The sequence below is a fragment of the Weizmannia sp. FSL W8-1119 genome, from assembly GCF_038008605.1.
Taxonomy (GTDB): Bacteria; Bacillota; Bacilli; order Bacillales; family Bacillaceae_C; genus Weizmannia; species Weizmannia coagulans.
Window position 1 is genome coordinate 1,275,098 of the sequence record NZ_JBBOZL010000001.1, and the last position, 23,007, is coordinate 1,298,104.

At 48.5% G+C, this 23,007-nt stretch carries 29 protein-coding genes; 23 read left to right on the forward strand and 6 right to left on the reverse strand.

Features of this window, described 5'->3' with window-relative positions; genetic code table 11:
• Positions 1–52 precede the first annotated feature (52 nt).
• Both NSQ19_RS06070 and NSQ19_RS06075 read left to right on the forward strand, forming a co-directional pair.
• Positions 53–1,324 (forward strand): methionine gamma-lyase family protein, encoded by a 1,272-nt coding sequence (locus tag NSQ19_RS06070; protein WP_340702556.1) that lies wholly within the window; start codon positions 53–55, stop codon positions 1,322–1,324.
• Positions 1,325–1,463: 139 nt separating this feature from the next.
• A complete protein-coding gene (locus tag NSQ19_RS06075; RefSeq protein WP_019721137.1) occupies positions 1,464–2,363 on the forward strand; it encodes a 5'-3' exonuclease in 900 nt (299 codons plus the stop codon).
• A gap of 86 nt (positions 2,364–2,449) precedes the next feature.
• Here the strand turns inward: NSQ19_RS06075 and sspL are convergent, their stop codons facing one another.
• Entirely contained in the window at positions 2,450–2,590 is a 141-nt protein-coding gene (sspL, locus tag NSQ19_RS06080) for a small, acid-soluble spore protein L (RefSeq protein ID WP_013859188.1), read from the reverse strand.
• A gap of 145 nt (positions 2,591–2,735) precedes the next feature.
• Between sspL and NSQ19_RS06085 the strand changes: the two genes are divergently transcribed.
• On the forward strand, positions 2,736–2,912 hold the full coding sequence (locus NSQ19_RS06085) for a zinc-finger domain-containing protein (protein WP_064485126.1): 177 nt from the start codon (positions 2,736–2,738) through the stop codon (positions 2,910–2,912).
• Entirely contained in the window at positions 2,909–3,115 is a 207-nt protein-coding gene (locus NSQ19_RS06090; protein WP_237349230.1) for a hypothetical protein, read from the forward strand. Before NSQ19_RS06085 ends, NSQ19_RS06090 begins: the two co-directional genes overlap by 4 nt.
• Before the next feature lie 39 nt (positions 3,116–3,154).
• Here NSQ19_RS06090 and cspD read toward each other — a convergent pair whose 3' ends face one another.
• The gene (cspD, locus tag NSQ19_RS06095) at positions 3,155–3,358 is read right to left on the reverse strand and encodes a cold-shock protein CspD (protein WP_013859190.1); all 204 of its coding nucleotides are present in this window, start codon (positions 3,356–3,358) and stop codon (positions 3,155–3,157) included.
• A 306-nt stretch (positions 3,359–3,664) separates the two neighbouring features.
• Between cspD and mntR the strand changes: the two genes are divergently transcribed.
• Together mntR and NSQ19_RS06105 are read left to right on the forward strand one after the other, a co-directional pair.
• Complete coding sequence (gene mntR, locus NSQ19_RS06100) at positions 3,665–4,084, forward strand: transcriptional regulator MntR (protein WP_041818986.1); 420 nt, start codon at positions 3,665–3,667, stop codon at positions 4,082–4,084.
• Between the two features lie 322 nt (positions 4,085–4,406).
• Positions 4,407–6,092, forward strand: a complete 1,686-nt coding sequence (locus NSQ19_RS06105; RefSeq protein WP_061575773.1) for a formate--tetrahydrofolate ligase — start codon at positions 4,407–4,409, stop codon at positions 6,090–6,092.
• Between the two features lie 99 nt (positions 6,093–6,191).
• Here NSQ19_RS06105 and NSQ19_RS06110 read toward each other — a convergent pair whose 3' ends face one another.
• Complete coding sequence (locus NSQ19_RS06110) at positions 6,192–6,332, reverse strand: hypothetical protein (RefSeq protein WP_014095675.1); 141 nt, start codon at positions 6,330–6,332, stop codon at positions 6,192–6,194.
• A gap of 87 nt (positions 6,333–6,419) precedes the next feature.
• Here NSQ19_RS06110 and NSQ19_RS06115 point away from each other — a divergent pair, with 87 nt between their 5' ends.
• From NSQ19_RS06115 to NSQ19_RS06150, 8 genes are all read left to right on the forward strand, one after another.
• Positions 6,420–7,538 (forward strand): RNA-guided endonuclease InsQ/TnpB family protein, encoded by a 1,119-nt coding sequence (locus tag NSQ19_RS06115; protein WP_340702557.1) that lies wholly within the window; start codon positions 6,420–6,422, stop codon positions 7,536–7,538.
• 165 nt (positions 7,539–7,703) lie between these two features.
• On the forward strand, positions 7,704–7,991 hold the full coding sequence (locus tag NSQ19_RS06120; protein WP_340702558.1) for a hypothetical protein: 288 nt from the start codon (positions 7,704–7,706) through the stop codon (positions 7,989–7,991).
• Between the two features lie 341 nt (positions 7,992–8,332).
• Entirely contained in the window at positions 8,333–10,216 is a 1,884-nt protein-coding gene (locus NSQ19_RS06125; RefSeq protein ID WP_258921638.1) for an ABC-F family ATP-binding cassette domain-containing protein, read from the forward strand.
• Between the two features lie 249 nt (positions 10,217–10,465).
• Complete coding sequence (locus NSQ19_RS06130) at positions 10,466–11,590, forward strand: conserved virulence factor C family protein (protein WP_013859197.1); 1,125 nt, start codon at positions 10,466–10,468, stop codon at positions 11,588–11,590.
• Positions 11,591–11,608: 18 nt separating this feature from the next.
• Positions 11,609–12,046 carry a BrxA/BrxB family bacilliredoxin gene (locus NSQ19_RS06135; RefSeq protein WP_013859198.1) on the forward strand — a complete coding sequence of 146 codons (438 nt, stop codon included), beginning with the start codon at positions 11,609–11,611 and terminating at the stop codon, positions 12,044–12,046.
• A 110-nt stretch (positions 12,047–12,156) separates the two neighbouring features.
• Positions 12,157–12,735, forward strand: a complete 579-nt coding sequence (locus NSQ19_RS06140) for a YpjP family protein (RefSeq protein ID WP_340702559.1) — start codon at positions 12,157–12,159, stop codon at positions 12,733–12,735.
• 305 nt (positions 12,736–13,040) lie between these two features.
• Positions 13,041–13,835, forward strand: coding sequence for a thymidylate synthase (locus NSQ19_RS06145; RefSeq protein ID WP_041818991.1), 795 nt, complete (start codon positions 13,041–13,043; stop codon positions 13,833–13,835).
• On the forward strand, positions 13,832–14,320 hold the full coding sequence (locus NSQ19_RS06150; RefSeq protein ID WP_237349234.1) for a dihydrofolate reductase: 489 nt from the start codon (positions 13,832–13,834) through the stop codon (positions 14,318–14,320). Before NSQ19_RS06145 ends, NSQ19_RS06150 begins: the two co-directional genes overlap by 4 nt.
• A gap of 39 nt (positions 14,321–14,359) precedes the next feature.
• Here NSQ19_RS06150 and trhA read toward each other — a convergent pair whose 3' ends face one another.
• Complete coding sequence (trhA, locus tag NSQ19_RS06155; RefSeq protein ID WP_133537425.1) at positions 14,360–14,998, reverse strand: PAQR family membrane homeostasis protein TrhA; 639 nt, start codon at positions 14,996–14,998, stop codon at positions 14,360–14,362.
• A gap of 184 nt (positions 14,999–15,182) precedes the next feature.
• Between trhA and NSQ19_RS06160 the strand changes: the two genes are divergently transcribed.
• Both NSQ19_RS06160 and NSQ19_RS06165 read left to right on the forward strand, forming a co-directional pair.
• On the forward strand, positions 15,183–15,956 hold the full coding sequence (locus NSQ19_RS06160) for an SGNH/GDSL hydrolase family protein (protein ID WP_340702560.1): 774 nt from the start codon (positions 15,183–15,185) through the stop codon (positions 15,954–15,956).
• 26 nt (positions 15,957–15,982) lie between these two features.
• Complete coding sequence (locus tag NSQ19_RS06165; RefSeq protein ID WP_340702561.1) at positions 15,983–16,540, forward strand: YpmS family protein; 558 nt, start codon at positions 15,983–15,985, stop codon at positions 16,538–16,540.
• 81 nt (positions 16,541–16,621) lie between these two features.
• Here NSQ19_RS06165 and NSQ19_RS06170 read toward each other — a convergent pair whose 3' ends face one another.
• On the reverse strand, positions 16,622–17,998 hold the full coding sequence (locus tag NSQ19_RS06170) for an RsmB/NOP family class I SAM-dependent RNA methyltransferase (protein WP_340702562.1): 1,377 nt from the start codon (positions 17,996–17,998) through the stop codon (positions 16,622–16,624).
• Between the two features lie 135 nt (positions 17,999–18,133).
• Here NSQ19_RS06170 and msrA point away from each other — a divergent pair, with 135 nt between their 5' ends.
• The 3 genes from msrA to NSQ19_RS06185 all read left to right on the forward strand — a co-directional run bounded on the left by msrA (position 18,134) and on the right by NSQ19_RS06185 (position 19,365).
• On the forward strand, positions 18,134–18,670 hold the full coding sequence (msrA, locus tag NSQ19_RS06175; protein WP_041818998.1) for a peptide-methionine (S)-S-oxide reductase MsrA: 537 nt from the start codon (positions 18,134–18,136) through the stop codon (positions 18,668–18,670).
• Entirely contained in the window at positions 18,660–19,082 is a 423-nt protein-coding gene (gene msrB / locus NSQ19_RS06180) for a peptide-methionine (R)-S-oxide reductase MsrB (RefSeq protein WP_017554655.1), read from the forward strand. The genes msrA and msrB overlap by 11 nt, the downstream gene beginning before the upstream one ends.
• An 88-nt stretch (positions 19,083–19,170) precedes the next feature.
• Positions 19,171–19,365 (forward strand): YjcZ family sporulation protein, encoded by a 195-nt coding sequence (locus NSQ19_RS06185; protein ID WP_133537431.1) that lies wholly within the window; start codon positions 19,171–19,173, stop codon positions 19,363–19,365.
• Between the two features lie 46 nt (positions 19,366–19,411).
• Here NSQ19_RS06185 and NSQ19_RS06190 read toward each other — a convergent pair whose 3' ends face one another.
• On the reverse strand, positions 19,412–21,208 hold the full coding sequence (locus NSQ19_RS06190) for a methyl-accepting chemotaxis protein (RefSeq protein ID WP_340702563.1): 1,797 nt from the start codon (positions 21,206–21,208) through the stop codon (positions 19,412–19,414).
• Between the two features lie 179 nt (positions 21,209–21,387).
• On the opposite strand from NSQ19_RS06190, the gene NSQ19_RS06195 reads away from it, so the two are divergent.
• The 4 genes from NSQ19_RS06195 to NSQ19_RS06210 all read left to right on the forward strand — a co-directional run bounded on the left by NSQ19_RS06195 (position 21,388) and on the right by NSQ19_RS06210 (position 22,989).
• Positions 21,388–21,606 (forward strand): YozE family protein, encoded by a 219-nt coding sequence (locus tag NSQ19_RS06195; protein WP_017554653.1) that lies wholly within the window; start codon positions 21,388–21,390, stop codon positions 21,604–21,606.
• Between the two features lie 86 nt (positions 21,607–21,692).
• Entirely contained in the window at positions 21,693–22,334 is a 642-nt protein-coding gene (locus tag NSQ19_RS06200; RefSeq protein ID WP_017554652.1) for a hypothetical protein, read from the forward strand.
• A gap of 101 nt (positions 22,335–22,435) precedes the next feature.
• Positions 22,436–22,615, forward strand: coding sequence for a YozD family protein (locus tag NSQ19_RS06205; RefSeq protein WP_013859210.1), 180 nt, complete (start codon positions 22,436–22,438; stop codon positions 22,613–22,615).
• 155 nt (positions 22,616–22,770) lie between these two features.
• A complete protein-coding gene (locus NSQ19_RS06210) occupies positions 22,771–22,989 on the forward strand; it encodes a hypothetical protein (protein WP_340702564.1) in 219 nt (72 codons plus the stop codon).
• The last annotated feature ends 18 nt before the right edge of the window (positions 22,990–23,007 follow it).

The following is a 23,007-nucleotide window of genomic DNA, read 5'->3' on the forward strand; positions in this document are numbered from 1 at the left end:
GCGGGTTCCCTTGTTGCATGCACCCGACATTTTGAACGGAAAGGTGTAGAAGATGTACCAGTATTTGACTCACGGTGCCAAACTCAGGCAAATGGCAGAGGAGGCCGAGCGCCAAATCCGCCCGGTCCACAGTGCAATAGAAAAACGGGCGGAAACGAACCAGTTCCGCGTATTGCAAAGCTTTCAAAAGCATAAAGTGAGCGAGTCGCATTTTTATCCGTCGACCGGATACGGCTATGATGACGCCGGCAGGGAAACACTTGAGCGCATATATGCCGATGTTTTCGGCGCGGAAGCTGGGCTTGTCCGCCCGCAAATCATTTCCGGGACACATGCGATTACGATTGCGCTTTTCGGCGTCCTCCGCCCGGGGGATGAATTGTTATACATAACCGGGAAGCCGTACGATACGCTTGATGAAATTACAGGGGCGCACGGCAGCGGCAACGGTTCGCTGCAGGAGTTTAACATAATGTACAATTATGTAAACTTGAAGGAAGATGGCACAGTCGATTTTGAAGCGGTGAGAAAAGCGATCCATCCCCATACAAAAATGGTTGCGATCCAGCGCTCAAAAGGGTATGCGTCAAGGCCTTCGTTTACAGTGGATGAGATCGGGGAAATGATCCGCTTTGTAAAAGAAATCAAGCCGGATACAGTTGTGTTTGTCGACAACTGCTACGGCGAATTTGTAGAGGAGAAGGAGCCGTGCCATGTTGGCGCGGATTTAATGGCCGGTTCGCTTATCAAAAATCCAGGTGGCGGGCTTGCTAAAACAGGCGGCTACATTTGCGGGAAGAAAAAATGGGTGGAAAGCTGCGCTTACAGGATGACATCCCCCGGAATCGGCGCGGAAGCAGGAGCATCGCTTTACAGCCTTCTTGAGATGTACCAGGGCTTCTTTCTGGCGCCGCATGTTGTGGCAGAGGCATTAAAAGGTGCGGTGTTTACATCGGCAATCCTGGAAAAATCCGGGATGCATACTTATCCGAAATGGGATGCGCCCAGGACGGACCTTATCCAGTCCGTTGAATTTGGCGACCCGGACAGCATGGTCGCTTTTTGCCAGGCGATCCAGTTTGCTTCACCGGTGAATTCTTATGTGACGCCATATCCGAGTGATATGCCCGGTTATGCGGACGATGTCATCATGGCAGCCGGCACATTTATTCAGGGGGCAAGCATCGAGCTTTCCGCCGACGGCCCGCTCCGCCCGCCTTACACCGCCTATGTTCAGGGCGGCCTTACGTATGCGCATGTCAAAATGGCCGTCCTGCTCGCGCTCGACCGGCTGATTGAAGAAAACCTTGTCGATCCCAATTGAATTTTTCCCTACTTTGATCCACGGCCGGCTGGATGTTAACCGGGCACCATGTTCCGCCCGTGCAGGGACGCCTTTTTCTAATGCGGCCGGTTTGCCGGTTGTGTTATAATAACAGGATGATATTTGATGAGGTGATCGCATGAATAAGAGGCCGCATTTGCTTTTAATTGACGGGATGGCGCTTCTTTTCCGGGCGTTTTATGCCACCGCCGTGACGGGGCAGTTTATGGTGAATTCCAAAGGAATGCCGACAAACGGCGTGCAGGGCTTTTTGCGCCATTTGCTTTTGGCGGCTGAGAACAAAAAACCGACGCATGTGGCCGTTTGCTGGGATATGGGGAGCAAAACGTTCCGCAACGACTTGTACGGTGAATATAAAGCAAACCGGGACGTCCCGCCGGTTGAGATGATTCCGCAATTTGGTCTGGCGAAAGAAACAGTGGAAGCTTTTGAAATTCCAAATGTCGGAGTGGCCGGGTATGAAGCGGACGACTGTCTCGGCACCCTTAGCTGCCGGTTCAAAGACGAGGCGGATATTTCCATTTTGACCGGCGACCGCGACATTTTGCAGCTTTTGGATGACCATGTGGAAGTCCATCTCCTCCAGAAAGGGTTCGGAAATTATAAAACCTATACAAAAGCGGCATTTATGGACGAATACGGGGTGACGCCGCGGCAGTTCATCGATGTAAAAGCGCTGATGGGCGATGCAAGCGACGGGTATCCAGGCGTGAAGGGGATCGGTGAAAAAACAGCGTTTAAGCTCGTCAGCCGGTATGGAAACCTCAGCGGCATTTTGGAGCATCTCGGGGAGCTCACGCCGTCGCAGCAGAAAAAAATCGAAGCGGGGCTGGAGATGCTACATCTGAGCAGAAAACTTGCCGAAATCCGTTGTGATGTGCCGGTGGCTTTTTCTTTGGAAAAAGCGCGGTTTGGCCAGATTCCGGAAACGTTTATGGAACTGATGGAGGAACTGGAATTAAAAATGGTAAAACGCCATTTGGTTACAGCCCGGATAAACGCAAGCTTCATTTCTTAATCGCTTTGCCCGGTTTAAACGGCACGGAAAGCGGAAAAACAGCATTCAGGATAAGAATGCTGTTTTTCTTCTCCGTTTTGCGATTGTCAGATTTTTGTATTGGATTTTTTCGCGCGGTTTTCAAGGGTTGTCTTTGGATCCGGCGCGAATGCCGCATCCTGTGCAATTCCTTGCGGCGTAACGGAATTTGCCGCTTTGCCGCGGTTTGTATTGTCTTTTTTAGCCATCCTGATCACCCCTTGTTATAGCATGCCCCAATTCGGGGGAAATTTTGATAAAGGGATGATCCCCGGGCAAACCCGGCGTATCCAATGGAATAAACGCACGCGCAATGCGGATGGGAAAGCTGGCGGAGAGAAAGAAGGGATAAAAATGGAAAGAAAACAACTCATCCGGGAAGTGGATAAAATATTAAAGACGTATTGTGAAGGCTGTTTTTTAAAATCGCATTTCCGGAAAACACGCGGGAAAAAATATGCCCACCAGTTTTGCATCCGGCAATGCACGGTAGGCGAACAGCTGAAAAAATACGGCGACCGGTTATCATGACGGCTTTCACAACCGCAACAATGCCGTCCCAGGAAACAGGCGGCACCCGAAAGCTGTTCGTCTTGCCGGTATTAAACCGCAACAATGCCGTCCCGGGAAACAGGCGGCTGATGATTGCCATCGGGCTGCAAACAGTATGCCTAGTGATGCAAAAACGGGGGAAAATGGGGAACCCGGTATTGTGGCGGTTTGCACAAAAATAAAAGGCTGGCATAAAAGCCAGCCTGGTTGCATTCTATGATTTATGAAAGTTTTGTTACATTCGCTGCCTGAGGTCCGCGGTTGCCTTCAACGATGTCGAAAGAAACAGCCTGGCCTTCTTCCAATGTTTTGAACCCTTCACCTTGAATAGCGGTGAAATGAACGAAAACATCGTCTCCGCCCTCAACTTCAATGAATCCGTAGCCTTTTTCGTTATTGAACCATTTTACTTTACCGTTTTGCATTTCTTAATCCTCCTAAATCAAAAGCACGTTCGTGCCAAAAAGTGTTGCATTAAACAGATGAAAAACCGCCATCAAGGTCTGGGAAATCACTTGTTTAATGTTATAATTAATATACTCCAACCGGTATGGATAGTCAAGACAAAGGAATCAAAAATGATGGAAAATTGTTGTGAATTCTTAAATTTGCAAGCGGTTTAAAATAGGCGCACATTTATTATGAATTCTTGTACATCATCCGTGATTATAGTAAACTGATGGTATTGTACCGGCAGACTCAATATTTGTTGTAAGAATGGGGGCCCGTGGATGCCGACACCTAGTATGGAAGACTACATTGAACAGATTTTTATTCTGATTGAAAGCAAAGGATATGCGCGTGTTTCGGATATTGCCGAAGCGCTTTCCGTTCATCCTTCATCCGTTACGAAAATGGTACAGAAGCTGGATAAGGATGATTATCTTGTTTATGAAAAATACCGCGGACTGGTCCTCACCCCAAAAGGCAAGAAAATTGGAAAACGGCTTGTCGACCGCCATCATTTGCTTGAACAGTTTTTAAGGATCATCGGGGTCGATGAAGAAAATATTTATAGAGATGTAGAAGGGATTGAACATCACCTGAGCTGGAATTCCATTGACCGGATCGGAGACCTTGTCCAGTACTTTGAGGAAGATCCGGGCCGGGTGAACGACCTGAACCGGCTGCAGGCACAAAACGAGGATTGAATTTTCCGGCCAGCCTGCCCATGAAATGGGGCTGATTCCTTTTATGCGTCGGCTGTTGCCGGATGATGGGGCATAGGTGCCTGGAAGCCTGTCTGCCGGCACGCATCAGGATTTTAGTGTCCTCCCTGCATGATGCAAGCAGGGCTTTTCCCCGCCAGCCGGAAGACAAAATCCGCATGGCAGCCTTCATGTAGAAAATCAGGGATAAAGCCAAACGATTTCCCGGTGCGGGCGAAAAATGCTTTTTTCAGGTGCATTGGGCTGCAGGGGTATGTAGAATAGAAGATGGAAGCAGATTTTTGATGAAGCGGAGGATTTGACATTGCCAAGCCATTCGATTGGAAAGACTGATATTGATATCGCGCAGCATGCTTCGCTGAAACCGGTCAAAGAAATTGCGGAAACCGTGCAGCTTGCAGAAGAAGACCTGGAATATTACGGGAAATACAAGGCGAAAATTACATATGAAAAAATCAAGCAGCTCCAAACCAAAAAAGACGGAAAATTATTTCTTGTCACTTCCATCAATCCGACGCCGGCGGGGGAAGGCAAGTCAACCGTCACCATCGGGCTCGGCGATGCATTAAAACAGCTGGGCCATAAAACCATGATTGCCTTAAGGGAGCCATCGCTCGGGCCGGTCATGGGGCTGAAAGGGGGCGCAACGGGCGGCGGTTATGCACAAGTCTTGCCGATGGAAGAGATCAATCTTCATTTCACAGGCGATTTTCATGCGATTACCGCTGCCAATAATGCCATTTCTGCTTTGCTGGACAACCATATCCACCAGGGAAATCCATTGCAGATTGACCCACGCCGCATTGTCTGGAAGCGGGCGGTCGATTTAAATGACCGGGCGCTGCGCCATGTCGTCGTCGGCCTCGGCGGTCCCGGCCAGGGCGTGCCCCGTGAAGACGGATTTGACATTACCGTGGCTTCTGAACTGATGGCCGTTTTATGCCTGGCGGAAGATCTCGAAGATTTAAAAAGGCGGATTGCGAACATCGTTGTAGCCTACAATTACGAAAAGAAACCCGTAACCGTCGGTGACCTCGGGATCGAAGGCGCGATTGCCTTATTGCTGAAAGATGCCTTGAAACCGAATCTTGTCCAGACGATCGAACATACGCCGGCCCTTGTCCACGGCGGCCCGTTTGCCAATATTGCGCACGGCTGCAACAGTGTTATGGCGACCAAAACCGCTTTGAAACTGGCCGATTATGTCGTCACGGAAGCCGGCTTTGGTGCCGACCTCGGCGCTGAAAAATTTCTCGACATTAAAGCGCGGGCGGCCGGCCTGAAACCGGACGGCGTCGTGATTGTCGCCACCATCCGAGCCTTGAAAATGCACGGCGGGGTGCGCAAGGAAGATTTGGCGGCAGAAAATATTGCGGCTCTTGAAGCCGGGCTTTTAAACCTGCAAAAACATGTTGAAACGATCGCTTCATTCGGTTTGCCGTTTGTGGTTGCCATCAACCGGTTTATATCGGACAGCAATGCGGAAATCGCTGTCTTAGAACATTGGTGCAGTGAACGCGGCATTCCCGTGTCGCTTACGGAAGTGTGGGAAAAAGGGGGCGCAGGCGGCATGGATCTTGCGGCCAAACTGCTGGAAGCCGCCAAACAGCCGCATACATTCAGGCCGGTTTACCCGCTTGAATCAACCATTGAAGAAAAGATAGAGGCGATTGTGCGCCAGGTGTATGGTGGCCGCGGCGCCGAATTTTCCGCGAAAGCGCAAAAACAAATCCGCGAATTTGAACAGCTCGGATGGGGGCATCTCCCTGTTTGCATTGCAAAAACGCAGTATTCCTTATCCGATGACCCGCACAAAACGGGCCGCCCGCATGATTTTGCGATCCATGTCCGCGAACTCGTTCCGAAGCTTGGCGCCGGGTTTATTGTTGCCCTGACAGGAGACGTTCTGACCATGCCGGGCCTTCCGAAAGAACCGGCCGCTTACCGGATGGATGTTGATGCGGACGGCCGCGCATCCGGGCTCTTTTAACGTTTTTCCGAAAGAAGTCTCCCATCCTCAAGGAATGTGAAGGTGCGAATCGCACCAATGAGTAGGTGGGAGATGAATTTCGGTTGGCTTTAGCCAAAGTTATTTTTCCAATCCTTTTCTCAACAATTCTAAGATTGCGCCTGTTCTAGTTGGAATCCCATTTTCTTTTTGATATTGCTCCAATTTTTCTAATATCGTCTTAGGCATACGAATTTCTACACGTTCTTTCTCTTCTCTCATGATTATCACCTCATATTGATTGTACGGATTTTTTACGATATAATCAATATATACGAAATTTTTCCGCACAAAGTGAGGTGAATTGATATGGCCAAGCAAAACAAAGCTTTCAAGTTTCGTTTGTTACCAAACAAAGAACAATCCGCATTATTAGCTAAGACATTTGGTTGTGTTCGCTTTGTCTACAATAAGATGTTAGCTGAACGCAAAGAAACGTATGAAAAGTTCAAGGATGATAAAGAATTGCTTAAAAAGCAAAAGTTTCCGACTCCTGCAAAATATAAAAGTGAATTTCCATTCCTAAAAGAAGTGGATTCTTTAGCTTTGGCAAATGCACAAATGAACTTACAGACTGCTTATAAGAATTTCTTTGAAGGAAATGCGGATTTTCCAAAGTTCAAAAATCGTAAAGCAAAACAATCCTATACAACTAATATGGTCAACGGAAATATTAAGCTAGAAAATGGTCATATCAAACTGCCAAAAATCAAAAAGCCAATAAAAATGAAACAGCATAGAGAGATACCTGCTGATTATAAAATCAAATCTTGCACTATTTCTAAAACAAAGACAGGCAAGTACTACATTTCAATTTTGACAGAATATGAGAAAGATATTCGTCCAGTTAACATACAGAAAGTTGTTGGTTTGGATTTTGCTATGGATGGTCTATATGTCGAGAGTGAACAGGGTAAGAAAGCCAATTACCCACGTTACTATCGGCAAGCCTTAGATAAATTAGCAAAAGCACAACGAATTCTTTCTCGAAGAAAGAAAGGTTCTGCACGTTGGAACAAGCAACGACTAGTAGTGGCTAAGTTACATGAGAAAGTGGCGAACCAACGCATGAATTTTCTTCATCATAAGTCAAAAGAATTAGCTTCTAACTTTGATGCTGTCGTGATTGAGGACTTGAACATGAAAGGGATGTCTCAAGCCCTTCACTTTGGGAAAAGCGTTCATGATAACGGCTGGGGGATGTTCACTACTTTCTTAGCGTATAAGCTAAAAGAACAGGGGAAACAACTTGTGAAAATTGATAAGTGGTTTCCCTCCACTAAGAAGTGTTCATGTTGCGGCAAGGAAAAAGAAATGCCATTATCTGAACGTGTATATAAATGTTCTTGCGGCTTTGTATTAGATCGCGATCACAATTCTGCAATCAATATCAAAAATGAGGGATTACGCTTATTCGCGTTATCATAAGTAACAAAACTCTTGGAACAAGAGGGTTAGCTCGGTCAGTTTTCGTTGGATAGTAAAAGCAACGATAAGTCGAGAAGCCCCCACTTCAATCAAACCGTAAGGTTGATAAGTGGAGGGTAGTTCACACGGGGGACAGGCGATGTTTGACCCGACTGCTTTTGAAATATGAAGACTGTATTCGAAGGCGCTGCCTATGATCTTGATTTAAGAGGGGAAGCATCCATCACCGGAAGAAAAGACCTGGTCGACCTGGCGGAAATGTCCCGGGAATACCGCATTACGCTTCAGCTTCCGGAATGGCAGGAAGCAAGCGTGATGATCTGTCTTTCGGCTTCGCTCGGGCAGCTGGCGGCGGAAATACTGGATCCCGCGCCCGGCGCCAAAGCGGGTGCCAGTGCCGCCGTAACTTTTCCTGGAAAAACAGTGGCCGGTCCGCTGATTATAAACAGATGATCCTTTCCGCATGGGGAAACGGCAACCGGCGCCGCATCGAGGAAAGGACTGTCCATTCATCACGCTCGGGTGTAACCGAAGAAGTTGCCATCGATTTTGCCCGGCTGATAACGGAAGATTTAATGGATGATTTGTTTGAGATGCCCGCAGATGCCGTGAAGACTTTGCGCCGGATGAGGTTCTAACAAAAGCTGTACGCCCCGCCGTGCAGCTTTTGGCTTTCCTTGTCCAAAAACATGATAAAATGGCAAAGAAGGGAACGCTTATGCGGGATTATCTTTGCAGGAGAACGCCGCTTCTTCAGTTTTGACGGCAATTTTTCAAAGAATGGATGTTGAATCATGAAAATATTTCAAGCCCAAGGGTTGACAAAATCTTACGGGGAAAAAGTGCTGTTTGACAATCTTTCTTTCCATATCGGCGAACAGGAACGGATCGGCCTTGTCGGCGTCAACGGCACCGGAAAATCGAGCCTGCTCAAAATCATCGCGGGGCAGGACGAAGCGGATAGCGGGGAACTGAGCGCGCCGAACGATTATACCATTGGTTATTTGCCGCAGGAGCCTGAACTGGATCCGGCCTTTACGGTTCTTGAACAGGTGTATAATAGCGGGTCCCCGGTTATGGCGCTTTTGCGTTCCTATGAAGAGGCGCTGCTTGAAGTCGGGAAGGATCCGGGAAATGCAGGCAAACAGGATCGATTGTTCCGGCTGCAAAAAGAAATGGATGCCGCCGGTGCATGGGAAGCCGGCGCCAATGCGCAGACGGTCCTTTCCAAACTCGGCATCCGCGATTTGAACAGAAAAATTTCGGGATTGTCAGGCGGGCAGAAAAAACGGGTCGCCCTTGCCCGGGTATTAATGGAAACACCCGATTTGTTGATTTTGGATGAACCGACCAACCATCTCGATTATCCGGCTGTCAAGTGGCTGGAAGAGTTTATTGCAAAATATCCCCGTTCTGTCCTGTTCGTGACGCATGACCGCTATTTTCTCGACCGGGCGGCAAACCGGATTTTCGAGCTGAGCGGCGGAAAACTGTACAGTTACATAGGGAATTACCAGGATTTTATGGAAGCAAAAGCGCGGCGGGAAGAAGCGCAACTGCAGCAGGAGGAAAAACGGAAAAATTTGTACAGGCGGGAACTTGCCTGGATGAAGCGCGGGGCAAAGGCGCGTTCGACAAAACAAAAAGCAAGGATCGGGCGTTTTGAAGAACTGGAATCCAGCCTCAGTAAAAGCCCCCGGCAGCAGGAAGCCGATATCGCTTTGTCCGGAAGCCGCCTTGGCAAACAGGTTTTTGAACTGCAGCATGCGAATAAGGCGTTCGGACCGGAGACGATTTTAAAGGATTTCAATTTGCTCGTAAAGCCGGGTGACCGGATCGGCATCGTCGGGAAAAACGGAAGCGGAAAATCCACTTTGATGAACATTCTCGCAGGCAGGATTCCGCTTGATTCCGGGGAACGCCTCACCGGGCAGACCGTCAAGATCGCGTATTACCGCCAGGAAACACCAGGTATGGATGAAAATAAGCGGATGATCGAATATATACGGGAAGCGGGGGAGACGGTGACAACAAAAGACGGGGAAACGATTTCCGCCGCGCAAATGCTGGAAAGATTTCTTTTTGGCATGCACACGCACGGCACCCCGGTCAGGAAACTGTCGGGCGGCGAAAAGCGCAGGCTGTATTTGCTCAGGCTCCTGATGTCGCGGCCGAATGTCCTGCTTTTGGACGAACCGACGAATGATCTCGATACGGAGACGCTTACCGTGCTTGAAGATTATATTGGTGAGTTTCCGGGCGTCGTCATCTCGGTTTCACACGACCGCTATTTTCTTGATAAAACTGCGGAGCAGCTGCTCATTTTTGAAGGCGGCGGCAAAATCAGCCGCTTTTTCGGCCGTTACAGCGACTACCTCGAAATCGCGCATGAAACGCCGGCACAGGAGGAAAAAATGGATGTGCCGAAGCCTAAACGGGAACCGAAACGGAAAAAATTGTCTTACCACGAGCAGCGGGAATGGGAAGAAATAGACGAAAAGATTGAAGCGTGCGAGCAAGCCATTGCCGCACTGAACGAACAATTGGAACAAGCCGGCTCCGATTTTGTCAGGGCCCAGGACATTTCAAAAGCGCTCGAGGAAGAAAACGGGCGGCTGGAAGGCCTCATTGAACGCTGGAGCTATCTTTCCGAGCTGCAGGAAGGAAAAGACAAGTAAACATTTTTGGGGAAGGAGTCCCGTTTTGCCCAGAAGTGTAGCATGTCTCGCCGCTTTCCGGGCTACGGGAAGGAATGGGCGGCAGCCGGAAGTTTTTTGAAAGGAAAAAAGGATGCGCCGGCGAACGCACGAAAGATGTTTCTGATTTTCAAGGTACGCTTGATATTTATGAAAAGAATCAACTCATTCGTGTATCCACTGTGATTATGTTAAAATGCAAGTAGACTTGATGGGAAAGGCGGTGTGGAGATGAAAATTAAAGCGATTGAACCAACGCCGAGCCCGAATACGATGAAAGTCGTATTGACGGAAGCACTGCCGGACGGCGCCCGCAGCAATTATAAGAAAGGGCAGGAAGAAGGCGTGCCGCCGCTGATCCGCCGTATCCTCGATATCGAAGGCGTGAAAGGCGTATACCATGTTGCGGACTTTCTCGCGGTGGAGCGGCATGGCAAAACGGACTGGCAGGACATTCTGCCGAAAGTGCGTGAGGTGTTCGGGGAAGCGGAAGCAGAAACCGGAAACAGCCCCCGTGCCAATGAGCATTTCGGGGAAGTCCAGGTGTTTGTCCAGATGTTTAAAGGCATTCCGCTCCAGGTCAAACTGGCGGACGGGGAACAGGAAAAACGTTTCGGGCTGCCGGCTTATTTTGCCGAGGCGCTTGCCGCTGCGCAATTGGAAGGCGACAATTATGTTTTCTTGCGAAAATGGAAAGACTTCGGCGTGCGGTACGGGGAGATGCAAGAAATCGGTGCGGAAGTCACAGAAGAAATCATTGCCGCTTATCCGAAAGAAAGGCTAAACCGGCTTGTCAATGAAGCGCAGCATCCGGAGCAGGTTCAAGCCGCCAAAAAAAGGCTGAAATTAACGCCCGGCATGCTGGAAACGGATGACTGGCGCAAAAGGTACCGGCTCCTTGAACAAATGGAAGACCCTGATCTTTCCGACCTGCCTGTCCTGGAGAAAGCCCTGGAAGATGAAAAACCATCGATCAGGCGGCTTGCCGTTGTTTATTTGGGCATGGTGAAAGACAAGCGGGTGCTGCCGCTATTATACCGCGGCCTGCACGATCCGAATGCAAGCGTGCGGCGGACGGCAGGCGACTGCCTTAGCGACCTCGGGTTCAAAGAGGCATGCGGGGAAATGGCAAAAGCGCTTAAAGATAAAAGCAAAATTGTCAGGTGGCGCGCCGCCATGTTTTTATACGAAGCGGGCGACGAGGCTTCTCTCCCGGCCTTAAGGGAAGCGGAAAACGACCCTGAATTTGAAGTCAGGCTCCAGGTCAGAATGGCGATTGAGCGGATTACAAAGGGTGAAGAAGCAAAAGGCTCGGTCTGGAAGCAGATGACAGAAGCAAGGCAAATCCAGCCATAATTAAAGGAGGACATCAACATGTCAATGGCATATGAAGAATACATGCGGGCGCTTATTACCCCGATGAGGGAAGAATTGACGGCAAACGGGTTTACGGAACTGCGCACACCGGAAGAAGTCGAGGCCTATATGGAAAAAGCGGAAGGCACCACGCTGGTTGTCGTGAATTCGGTTTGCGGCTGCGCAGCCGGGCTTGCGCGTCCGGCAATTGTCGAAGCGATCCGGACGGCTGAAAAGAAGCCAGACCATCTTGTCACGGTATTTGCCGGTCAGGACAAAGAAGCAACGACAAAAATGCGTGAATATTTTACCGGCATCGAACCATCCTCCCCTTCCGTAGCGCTTCTTCAAGGAAAAGAAGTAGCCCATTTTATCCCGAGGAGCGATATCGAAGGGCATGAAGTCGAAGAAATCATCGAAAATCTGCATGCCGCTTTTGACCAATACTGCGCGTAAAATAGCGGCCCCGTTTGCATCATTCCGGGTGCAAAATGGGGCCTGTTTTTTCTGTGTAAATATTATATAATAAATACATATTCGAACTGTCGGGATATGGAGGGGATCGCGTGAAAAACTGGCTGAAAAAATCAATGGTCATCCTTGTTTCTGTTTTAACATTCGGCCTTGTCCCCCCTTCCCATGTCATCTGGAATCATCTTTATAAAACAGGAAATGAAACGGCGGAAACGACTGCTGCTTATTCCAACCGGACAGCTGCCACAAGCCGCAAAATGGACCGTGCCGCGCTTGTCCGGTCGTTCGTTGAAGATGCAGAAAAACGGGCTTATCTGAAATTCGGGGAAAGGATCAGGCCTGTTATTGAAGACGAGTTCCGTGCTGCCGTTTTGCCAAATATTCAAACCGCCATCGCGGAAACGCTGCAGGAATACCCGCAGGACAAACTGCCGCTGCTCGCTGTTTCAGACCAGCCGAGTGCGGGAACCGGTGAAAAAATGTTTCATATATACAATACGGAAACAAATAAAGACATTATCCGTTTCCATGTCCGGCGCGACCATCCGCCCGGCGACGGCTACTATTTTAATTTCCATTACCATGTGGCCTTTGACCATTTCCAAACGCACCGCCATCTTGGCACCATTTACTGGGGCAAAAACATGCCGCCGCAATGGATGAAAGGGTAAAGGCGGGATGAATGCCTGCCGCGGCAGCAGCTGGAAACAAATAACGCCTTAACGGATAAAAGGCTAAAGCAGGGTGGAGACGGGCAACCCCAACAACCACGCGGACATTCCATGCACTTTTTGCAAACGCAGTGAATGTAGCACCAGCAGAAGGATATAAAATGAGCGAAATATGGCTGCTCTGTTGCCGGCTGCAACAAAGAATAATCATGCAAATGGATCGCTTTGCCCCGAGGTTCATATTCTACAGCGCAATTTTTCGGGATAGAAACCCGGATATTTGAATGACAAAGGATGGAATCATGATGAAACAATATTTGGATCTTTGCCGCGAAGTGCTCGAAAACGGCGTCAAAAAAGATGATCGGACCGGTACCGGAACGATCAGCGTTTTCGGCCATCAAATGCGGTTTCATTTGCAGGACGGTTTCCCGCTTCTGACAACAAAGAAACTGCATTTGAAATCAATTATTTATGAACTGCTCTGGATGCTGAAAGGAGATACGAATGTAAAATACCTCCAGGAAAACGGCGTCCGCATTTGGAATGAGTGGGCAGATGAAAACGGCGACCTCGGCCCGGTTTACGGGCAACAATGGCGTTCATGGCAAACCCGGGACGGGCGGACAATTGACCAGATCACCCAGGTCATTGAACAAATTAAAACCAATCCGGATTCCAGGCGCCTGATCGTTAACGCTTGGAATGTCGGGGAGATTGACAGGATGGCCCTGCCGCCGTGCCATTGCTTTTTCCAGTTCTATGTGGCAAACGGCAAGCTGTCATGCCAGCTGTACCAGCGTTCGGCCGATATTTTCCTCGGCGTACCGTTTAACATTGCTTCTTACGCGCTGCTTACGATGATGGTTGCGCAAGTCACGGGTCTGGAACCAGGGGATTTTGTCCATACGCTTGGCGATGCCCATATTTACTTGAACCATATCGAACAAGTGAAGCTGCAGCTGGAACGGGAGCCCCGCAAGCTGCCGAAAATGGTTTTGAATCCTGAAGTAAAAGACATTTTCTCCTTCCGGTACGAAGATTTTACATTAAAAGATTACAATCCGTATCCGCATATTCCGGGGAAGGTGAGTGTATGATCTCCTTCTTATGGGCGGAAGATGAAAAAGGCGTGATCGGAAAGAACAACGCGCTTCCGTGGCATCTTCCCGAAGACCTGAAGTATTTTAAAAATGTAACAATGGGCCATCCGGTCGTCATGGGGAGGCGGACGTTTGAATCGATCGGAAAGCCGCTTCCCGGCAGAACGAATATTGTGATGACGAGAGACCCGGATTTTCAGGCGGAAGACTGCGTCGTTGTCGCCGGCAAAACAGAATTGTTAAAATGGGCGGATGCACATGGCGGCGAGATTTTTGTCACCGGCGGCGCGGAGATTTTTGCCCTGCTGCTCGAAGAAGCGGAAAAATTGTACCGGACGAAAATACATGCTGACATGGAAGGCGATACTTATTTTCCGCCCGTTGACTGGGAGGAGTGGGAAATGGCTTCCAGCACGAAGGGGATAAAAAACGAAAAAAATCCTTATGACTACGAATTTCAAGTGTTTGTACGGAAAAGGTAAAAAACCATGGAAACATTCCCATGGTTTTTCGCTGTGCCATCAGACATAAAATAAAATAGTGAAGTACATAAACGCGCTGCCGGCAATGACAAAAATATGCCAGATCGCATGGGAATAAGGAAGGTTTTTCCATGTGTAGAACACGGCGCCTACCGAGTAGCAGATTCCGCCTGAAAAAAGGAGCCAGAATCCCGGAGCCGAAAGCCCTTTATACAAAGGCTCAATCGCAATAAGGATCAGCCAGCCCATGATTAAGTACAGCATCGTGGACAATAATTTAAAGCGGTGAATGAGAAAACATTTTCCGGCAATGCCAATGGCAGACACTCCCCACACGACCGAAAACAGCACCCATCCCAAAGTGCCATGCAGCGTAATCAGCACAATCGGCGTGTAGGTCCCTGCAATTAAGATGTAAATGGCAGAATGGTCCAGAATGGCGAGAAATGTTTTCACTTTCGTCCAGTAAAAGCTGTGCAGCAGTGTGGAAAACAAATACAGAAGCAGCATGGAGATCCCGAAAACGAGAAAACTTGCCAGATAGAGCGGGTTATTCTTTTCTGCGGCGAAAACGACGAGCATAACCATCGCCGGAATGCTGAGCAGAAAACCGATGCCATGCGTAACGGCATTGGCCAGTTCCTGTTTCCAGGATGAAAGCAGTGTTGAAGTTGTCAAAAATTTAAACCACCTTTGTCTTTGGGCTTCTCTTAATTATAGTGTTTGGCGGGGAAATCTGCAATGGAAACATCTTGCGTTTTAAGCGGGTGCAATTTTATGCGTAAATCAGCAGAAGATCCCGTTTTTCATGTTATAATGGGTACATTGTAAATTCAGAAAGGCTTGAAAAGTGGTGTCAAACATGAAAAAATGGTTCATTCCTCTTCTCATCTCCGTTGCGCTTGCCTTATCGGGCTGTTCACACGGCATAACCGGCCTGTTGTTTAAACCGGCAAGCAACGAAAAAAAGATGGTGCCCGTTCCGCTGCACATCGTCTCGATCGGGGACTCCCTGACTGAAGGCGTAGGCGACAGCAAGGGGCGCGGCGGCTACACCTATTATTTGAAAAATGAACTAGACGCCTTAAAGGGTGTGAAAAAAACCACCATTGCCAATTATGGCGTAAAAGGGAACAGGACCGACCAATTGCTTGCCCGGCTCCAAAATGAAAAAATCCGGAAGTCCATCAAGGATTCAGATGTTGTTATGATTACCATCGGCGGCAATGATATGATGAAAGTGTTCCGTGAAAATATTTCCAACTTAAACAAGCAGGAATTTGAGGCGGCCATTCCGGGGTACAAACAACGGCTCGATCAAATTTTCCGCCGCGTCCGCGCGATCAATCCGGATGCAAAGATCGCACTCGTCGGTCTCTATAACCCTTTTTCAAAGTGGCTGACCGATATAAAGGAAATGGACCAAATGCTTGCAGCCTGGAATAATGCCGGCAAAGCGGTGGCATCTCGCTATAAAAATACCGTTTTTATCCCGGTTGCGGATATTTTTGAGAATAACGAAGATGCATTGCTTTATGACGATCATTTCCATCCGAACGATGAAGGGTATAAACGGATGTCGAAACGGATTTACCGGTATCTCCTAAAAGGGAATTTTTTGGGGATTCCAAAATAGCAAAGTGGTAAAGGAATGATGCTTGCGTGAAAAGAAACCCATGGAAAATCGCTTTTTTTGCACTGGCTTCAGTGGTTGTGGCCTTTGTACTTGTGCTTTCCTTTTTTCTTTTTGTGCCGGATGGCCGCGTGCCGGAACCGGAAAAAACCGGAAAAACGGTTGATTTGCGGGTAGAGACAAACAAGGCGGATTTAACGGCGCTCATTAACCGCTATTTGCGGGAAGAAAAAATAAAGGGGAAAGTGCTTTTAAATGATGAAGTCGTCTACTATGGAACTGTCGGGGTCTTTTCCGAAAAAATGCAGTATAAGATGACTTTTAAGCCGAAAGCGTTAAAGAACGGGGACCTCGTTTTAAAGCAAAAATCGGTATCCCTCGGTTCCGTCCATCTCCCGGTATCCTATATTTTAAAATTCGTCAAAACGACTTACCACCTGCCCAAGTGGGTGATCATCCAGCCGGGTGAAAAACTGGTGTATGTCCAGCTGCAAAATATGAAGTTGGAAAACGGCGCCGAAGTGAAAGTCAACCAATTTGATTTGCAGCATGATGACATCTCGTTTACACTTGGTTTTCCAAAATAACGCAAAAAGCCGGCCTTTAAAAGCCGGCTTTTCAATATGCCACAGAAGGTTTCGCCGCCGCCTGTGCACATTATACGGGTTTTAAACGATCCTTAACCCTTTCGGATAAAAGTTTTTCAAAATGCCGCCCGCTTCTTTGCTCCAGCCGAGCGGAAAACCGTCCACCGTGATCAGGACCCAGCCGCGATTCTCGCTTGTTCCCGGCAGTGTCTCCCCTTTTAAATAGCGGATGCATTCACTGCTTCCGGCGCTAAGGTCCATCCGATGTTTGCATTGTCCGGCTTTCAGGGAAAGCGCGAGCGCGTGATTCGGTTCAAACCGGTTTTTTTTGAAAGCGCCGAGATGCAGGCCGCACCGGACAAGGCGGAGCCCCTTTAACTGCGGACAGTTAAAGGGCAGCAGGAAAAGTTCGTCTTTATACAGAAAAAAGGAGCGCCTGCCGGGATCAAAATGCTGGAGGGTGTTTTCTTCAAAGGTTGTCCAGTCTTTTTCCTGTTGCTTTGAAAGCTTCACGGTCTTTTCAAACGGCACCGTTTGCCCCGTTTCCCCCGGGTGTTTGCGCATTTTTGCGGCAAAATGGCCTTCGCCTTTTAAGCGGTGCGGCCATAAACGCGCCGCATTGGACAAATCTTGCCGCTTTTCTGTTGCCCATTCCGGCTTTCCCGGTCCGACGCCGTGTTCATGGGGAATCGGCACCAGGGCCATGTCTTCATGCCGCGCCAAAAAAGCTTCAATCGTCTGTTCGTTTTCTTCCGGAGAAAAGGTGCAGGTCGAATAAACAAGGGTGCCTCCGGGCTTTAACATCTTCCAGGCGTGCTCCAAAATCGCGCGCTGTTTTGCCGCGCACGCTTCGACATGTTCCTGGCTCCAGAGCCGCGCTGCTTCGGGATCTTTTCTGAACATGCCTTCCCCCGAGCAGGGGGCGTCAACCAAAATTTTATCGAAATAGTTTTCGAAATGCCGGCTTAGTTTTTCTGGCGTTTCGTTTGTTACAACGGTATTGGAGAACCCAAGCCGTTCGATATTTTCAGAAAGCGCGCGCGCCCGCTTCGGATGGATTTCATTTGCAAGCAGAAATCCGTTCTCGCCGATTCCGGATGCAATTTGCGTCGATTTGCCGCCCGGCGCGGCGCATAAATCAAGCACTTTATCGCCTTTTTCAAGCCCGAGCTGCCCGGCGATAAACATCGCGCTCGGCTCCTGGATATAATAGAGCCCGGCGGCATGGTACGGGTGTTTTCCAGGCTTGTCTTTTTCCTCATCAAAATAATAACCGGAGGCAAAAGGAATTTTTTCCAATTGGAAAGGGTTGTGCGCATGCCATTCCGTTTCGCTCACTTTTGCCGGATTCAGGCGCAATCCGGATGCCCGCGGTTCCTCATAGGAACGGAAAAAATCAGCGGCTTCCTTTCCGAGCAGCTGCCCCATCTTTTCCATAAAAGTTTCAGGTAATTCCAATTATGAGACCCCTTTCCGTTAAAATCGCCACTATGATCCATTATAATGAATTATGGGATTGCAGTCACGAAACTGGATGAAAACAACACCAACAGGTAAAATAAAAATAATCTATAGATAAAGGAGGGGATCCGCATGGCAGAGGAAACCGCGATTTTTGCCGGCGGATGCTTCTGGTGCATGGTCCATCCTTTTGACCAGTTGCCCGGCATTCAAAAAGTCGTTTCCGGGTACACGGGCGGAACAAAACCAAACCCGACATATGAGGAAGTGTGCTCCGGTGCGACCGGGCATACAGAAGCTGTTGAAATTACGTTTGATCCGGAAATTTTTCCTTACGAAAAGCTGCTTGACATTTACTGGCGGCAAATCGACCCGACAGATGCAGGCGGGCAGTTTTACGACAGGGGGTCCTCTTACCGGCCGGTTATTTTCTATCGGAACGAAGCCCAGCGGCAGGCGGCGGAAGCTTCAAAAAAAAGGCTAGAAGAGAGCGGGCGGTTTAAAAAGCCGATTGCTGTTACAATTGAACCGGCTTCCGCCTTTTATCCGGCGGAAAGTTACCACCAGGACTATTACCGGAAAAACCCAGCCCATTACGAGGCTTACCGGCAAGGTTCAGGCAGAGCCGCTTATTTAAGCAACCATTGGAGGGATGAACATGAAGGATGAAGAACTAACCCCTTTACAATATGAAGTGACGCGGAAAAACGGAACGGAACCGCCGTTTCAAAATGAATACTGGAACGAGTTCCGCGACGGCATTTATGTCGATGTTATTTCCGGAAAACCGTTGTTCAGTTCAAAAGATAAATATGACGCAGGCTGCGGTTGGCCGAGTTTTACAAAGCCGATCGATGCCAGTGAACTCAACGAACAGCTTGATACGAGCCATGGCATGATCCGTACGGAAGTGAGGAGCAAGGCGTCTGACGCGCATTTGGGCCACGTGTTTCCAGACGGCCCGGGCCCCACGCATCTCCGGTACTGCATGAATTCAGCCGCGATGCGTTTTATTCCGAAAGAAAAGCTTGAGGAAGAAGGATATGGGGAGTATCTTGCGCTCTTTGAAGAAAAAGAATAAGCCGACTGGGCGGATGCACATACAAAACGGGCCCGTATCCCATACGATGCACTGTACAGAAAAACAGTTTTTTTGAGGAGTGAATGGGATGTATTACGGCCATGAAGGTGCTTACCCTGCATATGACTCCTGCTGCGGCTACGGATACGGTTATGGATACGGTTATGGATACGGTTCCGGTTACGGCTGGGGCTATGCAGGGCACAGAAACGGCTTTGCTTTAATTGTTGTGCTGTTTATTTTGCTGATCATTATCGGCGCATGCTGGATCGGCCCTAATTAAAACGCGGAAAAAGCCCGGGCCATGCCCGGGCTTTTTCGTGTGTCATTTATATTTTAAAGTTTCCGATCAGATTGCGCAGGTTTTCTGCTTGTTTTGACAACTCCGAGGCTGCGGCTGTGATTTCTTCCATCGATGCAGACCCTTCTTCGGTACTTGCCGCGGTCATTTCCGTATTTGCCGCGGTATTCATGGCAATTTTGCTGACGGCATCGAACGAACCTGCGACATCGACAGCAAGTTTCTGCGTTTTTTCCATTTGGGTGGCCATATCAATAATGACATTTGTCGTTTCATTCGTTTGTTTTTGAATGACTTCGAGCGAGTGCATCGTTTCATTGGAAATTTGCACGCCGCAAGCAACCGCCTCTACGCCTTCCTGATTCTGGTCGATAATGGTGCTAATTTCTTTTTGGATCGCACGCACAATATTTGTGACTTCCTGGGCGGCGGACTGGGATTGTTCGGCCAGTTTTCTGACCTCATCTGCAACAACGGCAAAGCCGCGTCCGTGCTCCCCGGCCCTGGCTGCCTCGATTGCCGCGTTTAATGCAAGCAAATTGGTTTGTTTGGCAATCCCGGTGATCGTCATAATGATCTTCGTAATATCATCCGATTTTTCGCCGAGCGCTTCTACCGTTTTGCTCGTATTCGTCATGATCGCTTCAATGCTCTTCATTTTGCCGGACGTTTCCATGATGGATCGGCTGCCTTTTTCTGCGGATTCTTTCATATGGAGCGAAGCCTGTTTTACTGTTTCCGCCTGCCGGAAAAGCGTATCGACCACTTCTTCAAGCGACTTCATTTTTGATAAGGATGTATCCATCTTGGCAGAAGTTTGTTCGCTGTCTGCCGCGATTTCATTGGCTGTTTCCGCAATTGAGTGGATCGTTTTCGATGTTTCTTCCGATGAAGCGAGCAGTTCTTCGCTTGAGGCGGAGACACTTTCCGCCATTGCGGATACTTCTTTTACAAGCCGGGCAATGCCGTCTATCAGCTGGTTTGTATCTTTTGCCAGTTTTGCCAGTTCGTCATTGGACGACACTTCAATCCGCCTTGTCAAATCCCCGCCGGCATTTGCGATCCCCAAAATCGACCGGCTGATTTTTCTCGTGCTCGATTTGATGTTTTTCGTCAGGCTGATGCTGAGAATGACGGCCAGAACGATTGCAAGCAAGGAAAGGGTGACGGTTGCGATCCGCGCAATCAGGACGGAACGATGCAATTCGCCGATCCGGCTTTCCGATGCTTGTGTGGTGCTTGCGAGCAAATCATTGATGCTGCTTTTCAAATTTTTCATATAGCCGGATGCCTGGGAATCTTTCACTTGTGCAACCGCTTCTTGTTCCGATCCGTACTGTCTTGCTTCGACAACCCGGTCAACCGTGCCCACCCAGAAATTATAGGCTTCTGAAATTTTTTCGAGTTTTTTGCTCTGCAACCGGTTATCTTTCAGCATTTTTTGCAAGCGGCTTAACGTGCTGCTTGCTTCCTGTTTCCCCTGGTCATACGGCCGCAAAGCACCTTCCTTTCCGGAAATGGCGTAGTTCAGGGCGCCCGTTTCGATTTCGCCGGTCTGATTGAGCAGGCTTTGGACACGATCGTGTACGGCGAGATCATGCTGGACGACATGATTGATTTCATTCTCCAGCTCGCGCATGTTTATGTATGAAGTGACGGTTAATACAATGAGCAAGGCGGTTAAAACCCCGAATGAAATCACAATTTTCCCCCTGATCGTCTGCACATAATAAAGGGCAAGTCGATGCAGCTGGCGGTTCGGACGGGAATTTTTCCGTTTCTCGCTTTTTTGTCTTCTTTTTGCAAAAATGTTCTTTTTATTCAATCAAAAGCCCCTCCTTTTTACCCTGTGAACCGCAAAATCATCATTTATATTTTAAACATGTTTTCTATCTTTTTCTAGTTTTTTGTAAAAATTCCCTCTTCCCGTAATGCCGCCCTCCGTACTTTACGCGGGGGAGCGGATCGACTATATTGGAGTAAAAATCATTTTGGGGGATACCAATGAAATCTTTTTACCAGTTTTTAATGAGATACAGGGATCCGCATCTCCGTGACGAGTTGACGGTTTTTGCCAACGGGGCATACAATGATCACAGCTTTCCGAAGCATTCAGCCAATTATCATGAAATCAGTTCCTATCTCGAATTAAACGGGCATTATATCCCGTCAATGTCGGTTTTTGACCGGGCATGGGAGATTTATAAAGGCGAAAGCAAATAACCGGCCGCAAATTGTGCTGTTCGCTTTTTCCGGGCCGCATGCATAGAATGAAGTAAAACGTGTTTCGTTTTCAAGGAGCATGAAAAATGGATGCAAAAGCGCCGAAGTTTCAAATTGGAGATACAGTTGTCGTAAAAGTATACGGAACGGTGGGAAAAATTACGGCTGTCAGACAGCTGGAAGGAGGGTATTTCTATGTGGTCAACGGCCGGGAAGGCCTCCTTGCCGAACAAAGCCTCGCCCGCCTGGAAGAATATGATGGGATCCTGTACAAGAAAGAAGAAGTCAATATAGAATTGAAATTTTTTATCGGGGATATTGTAAAAGTAAAAGGCTACGGCGGCGTCCTTTTTAAAATTGCCGGTTTCCGCACGGAGATTTGGCGGTATGCAGAAGATGCATGGGAAGATGTCATCTATGAAATGGTCAGCATTCCAAAGGGCGAATGGCTTGAAGCGGATGAAGACGAACTGTTGTTGATCGCCGATGCCGGGCAGGCCGATTCGTTTGTCAGCCGTTATCAATTTTTTTACCCGATGAAAAGCAGCCCCCTGTACCAGCTTGTCACTTCCGATTTGAAAACGCAGGAAAAAATCGACCGACTGCTCGATATGTACAATGATTATGCGCTGCTGTTAAATCTGTTTGGCGATGAGGCGTACAGGGCCATGCTTGAGGCGGTCAAAATGCAAATCCGGGTTCTTGCGGCGCACGGCGGCCCGGATTAGTTTGCCGGGTTTGGCATATCAGGCCGTACGGGGTCATATTTATATCAACAAACAGAACGAAACGCGGGGTGTCTGCGGGATGAAAAAAGGGGGCGTTTTTAATGGAAAATATGGATGTTTATATTGATACAGAAGAAATCGCCGCATTCTTTTTTAAAGAGCTCGTGAAAAGGGGATTTGCGCCCCGTGAAGAAGAACTGGACGAAATTGCCGATATTACTTTTGAATACTTGCTTGCAAAAAGCATTATAGACGAAGAATATGAAGACGATTCCATGTAAGGCGATCCTGTTTGCAGGACGTATGGGGAAAGGTGCAGCATCGGTATCCGAGACAGTCTTTTTTCGGTCCTGCACGAAATGGCACTTGATGTCCCTTTGAATTTGCCTTAAAATAAAAAAAGAGAAATCGCAGGGGGAGAAACCTGCGATTTTTTTTGGCAAAAGTTTTGGCAAAAGAGCGGGATGCGGACGGTTGTGCGCTTAACGGGAATGTGCCCGGTTTTCCCGCCGCAGAAAGATCCGGATGGGGCATCCATGCCGCTTCTTTTGCAGTACCGGCTGCAGAATGGGGAAGCAGCATCCATTTTGGAACAGAAGCCCATGCCGCAGTGAACGCGGCACATGAAGAAGGATCAAAAGCACAAATTTTTTAGGATAGAGAAAGGTGACAA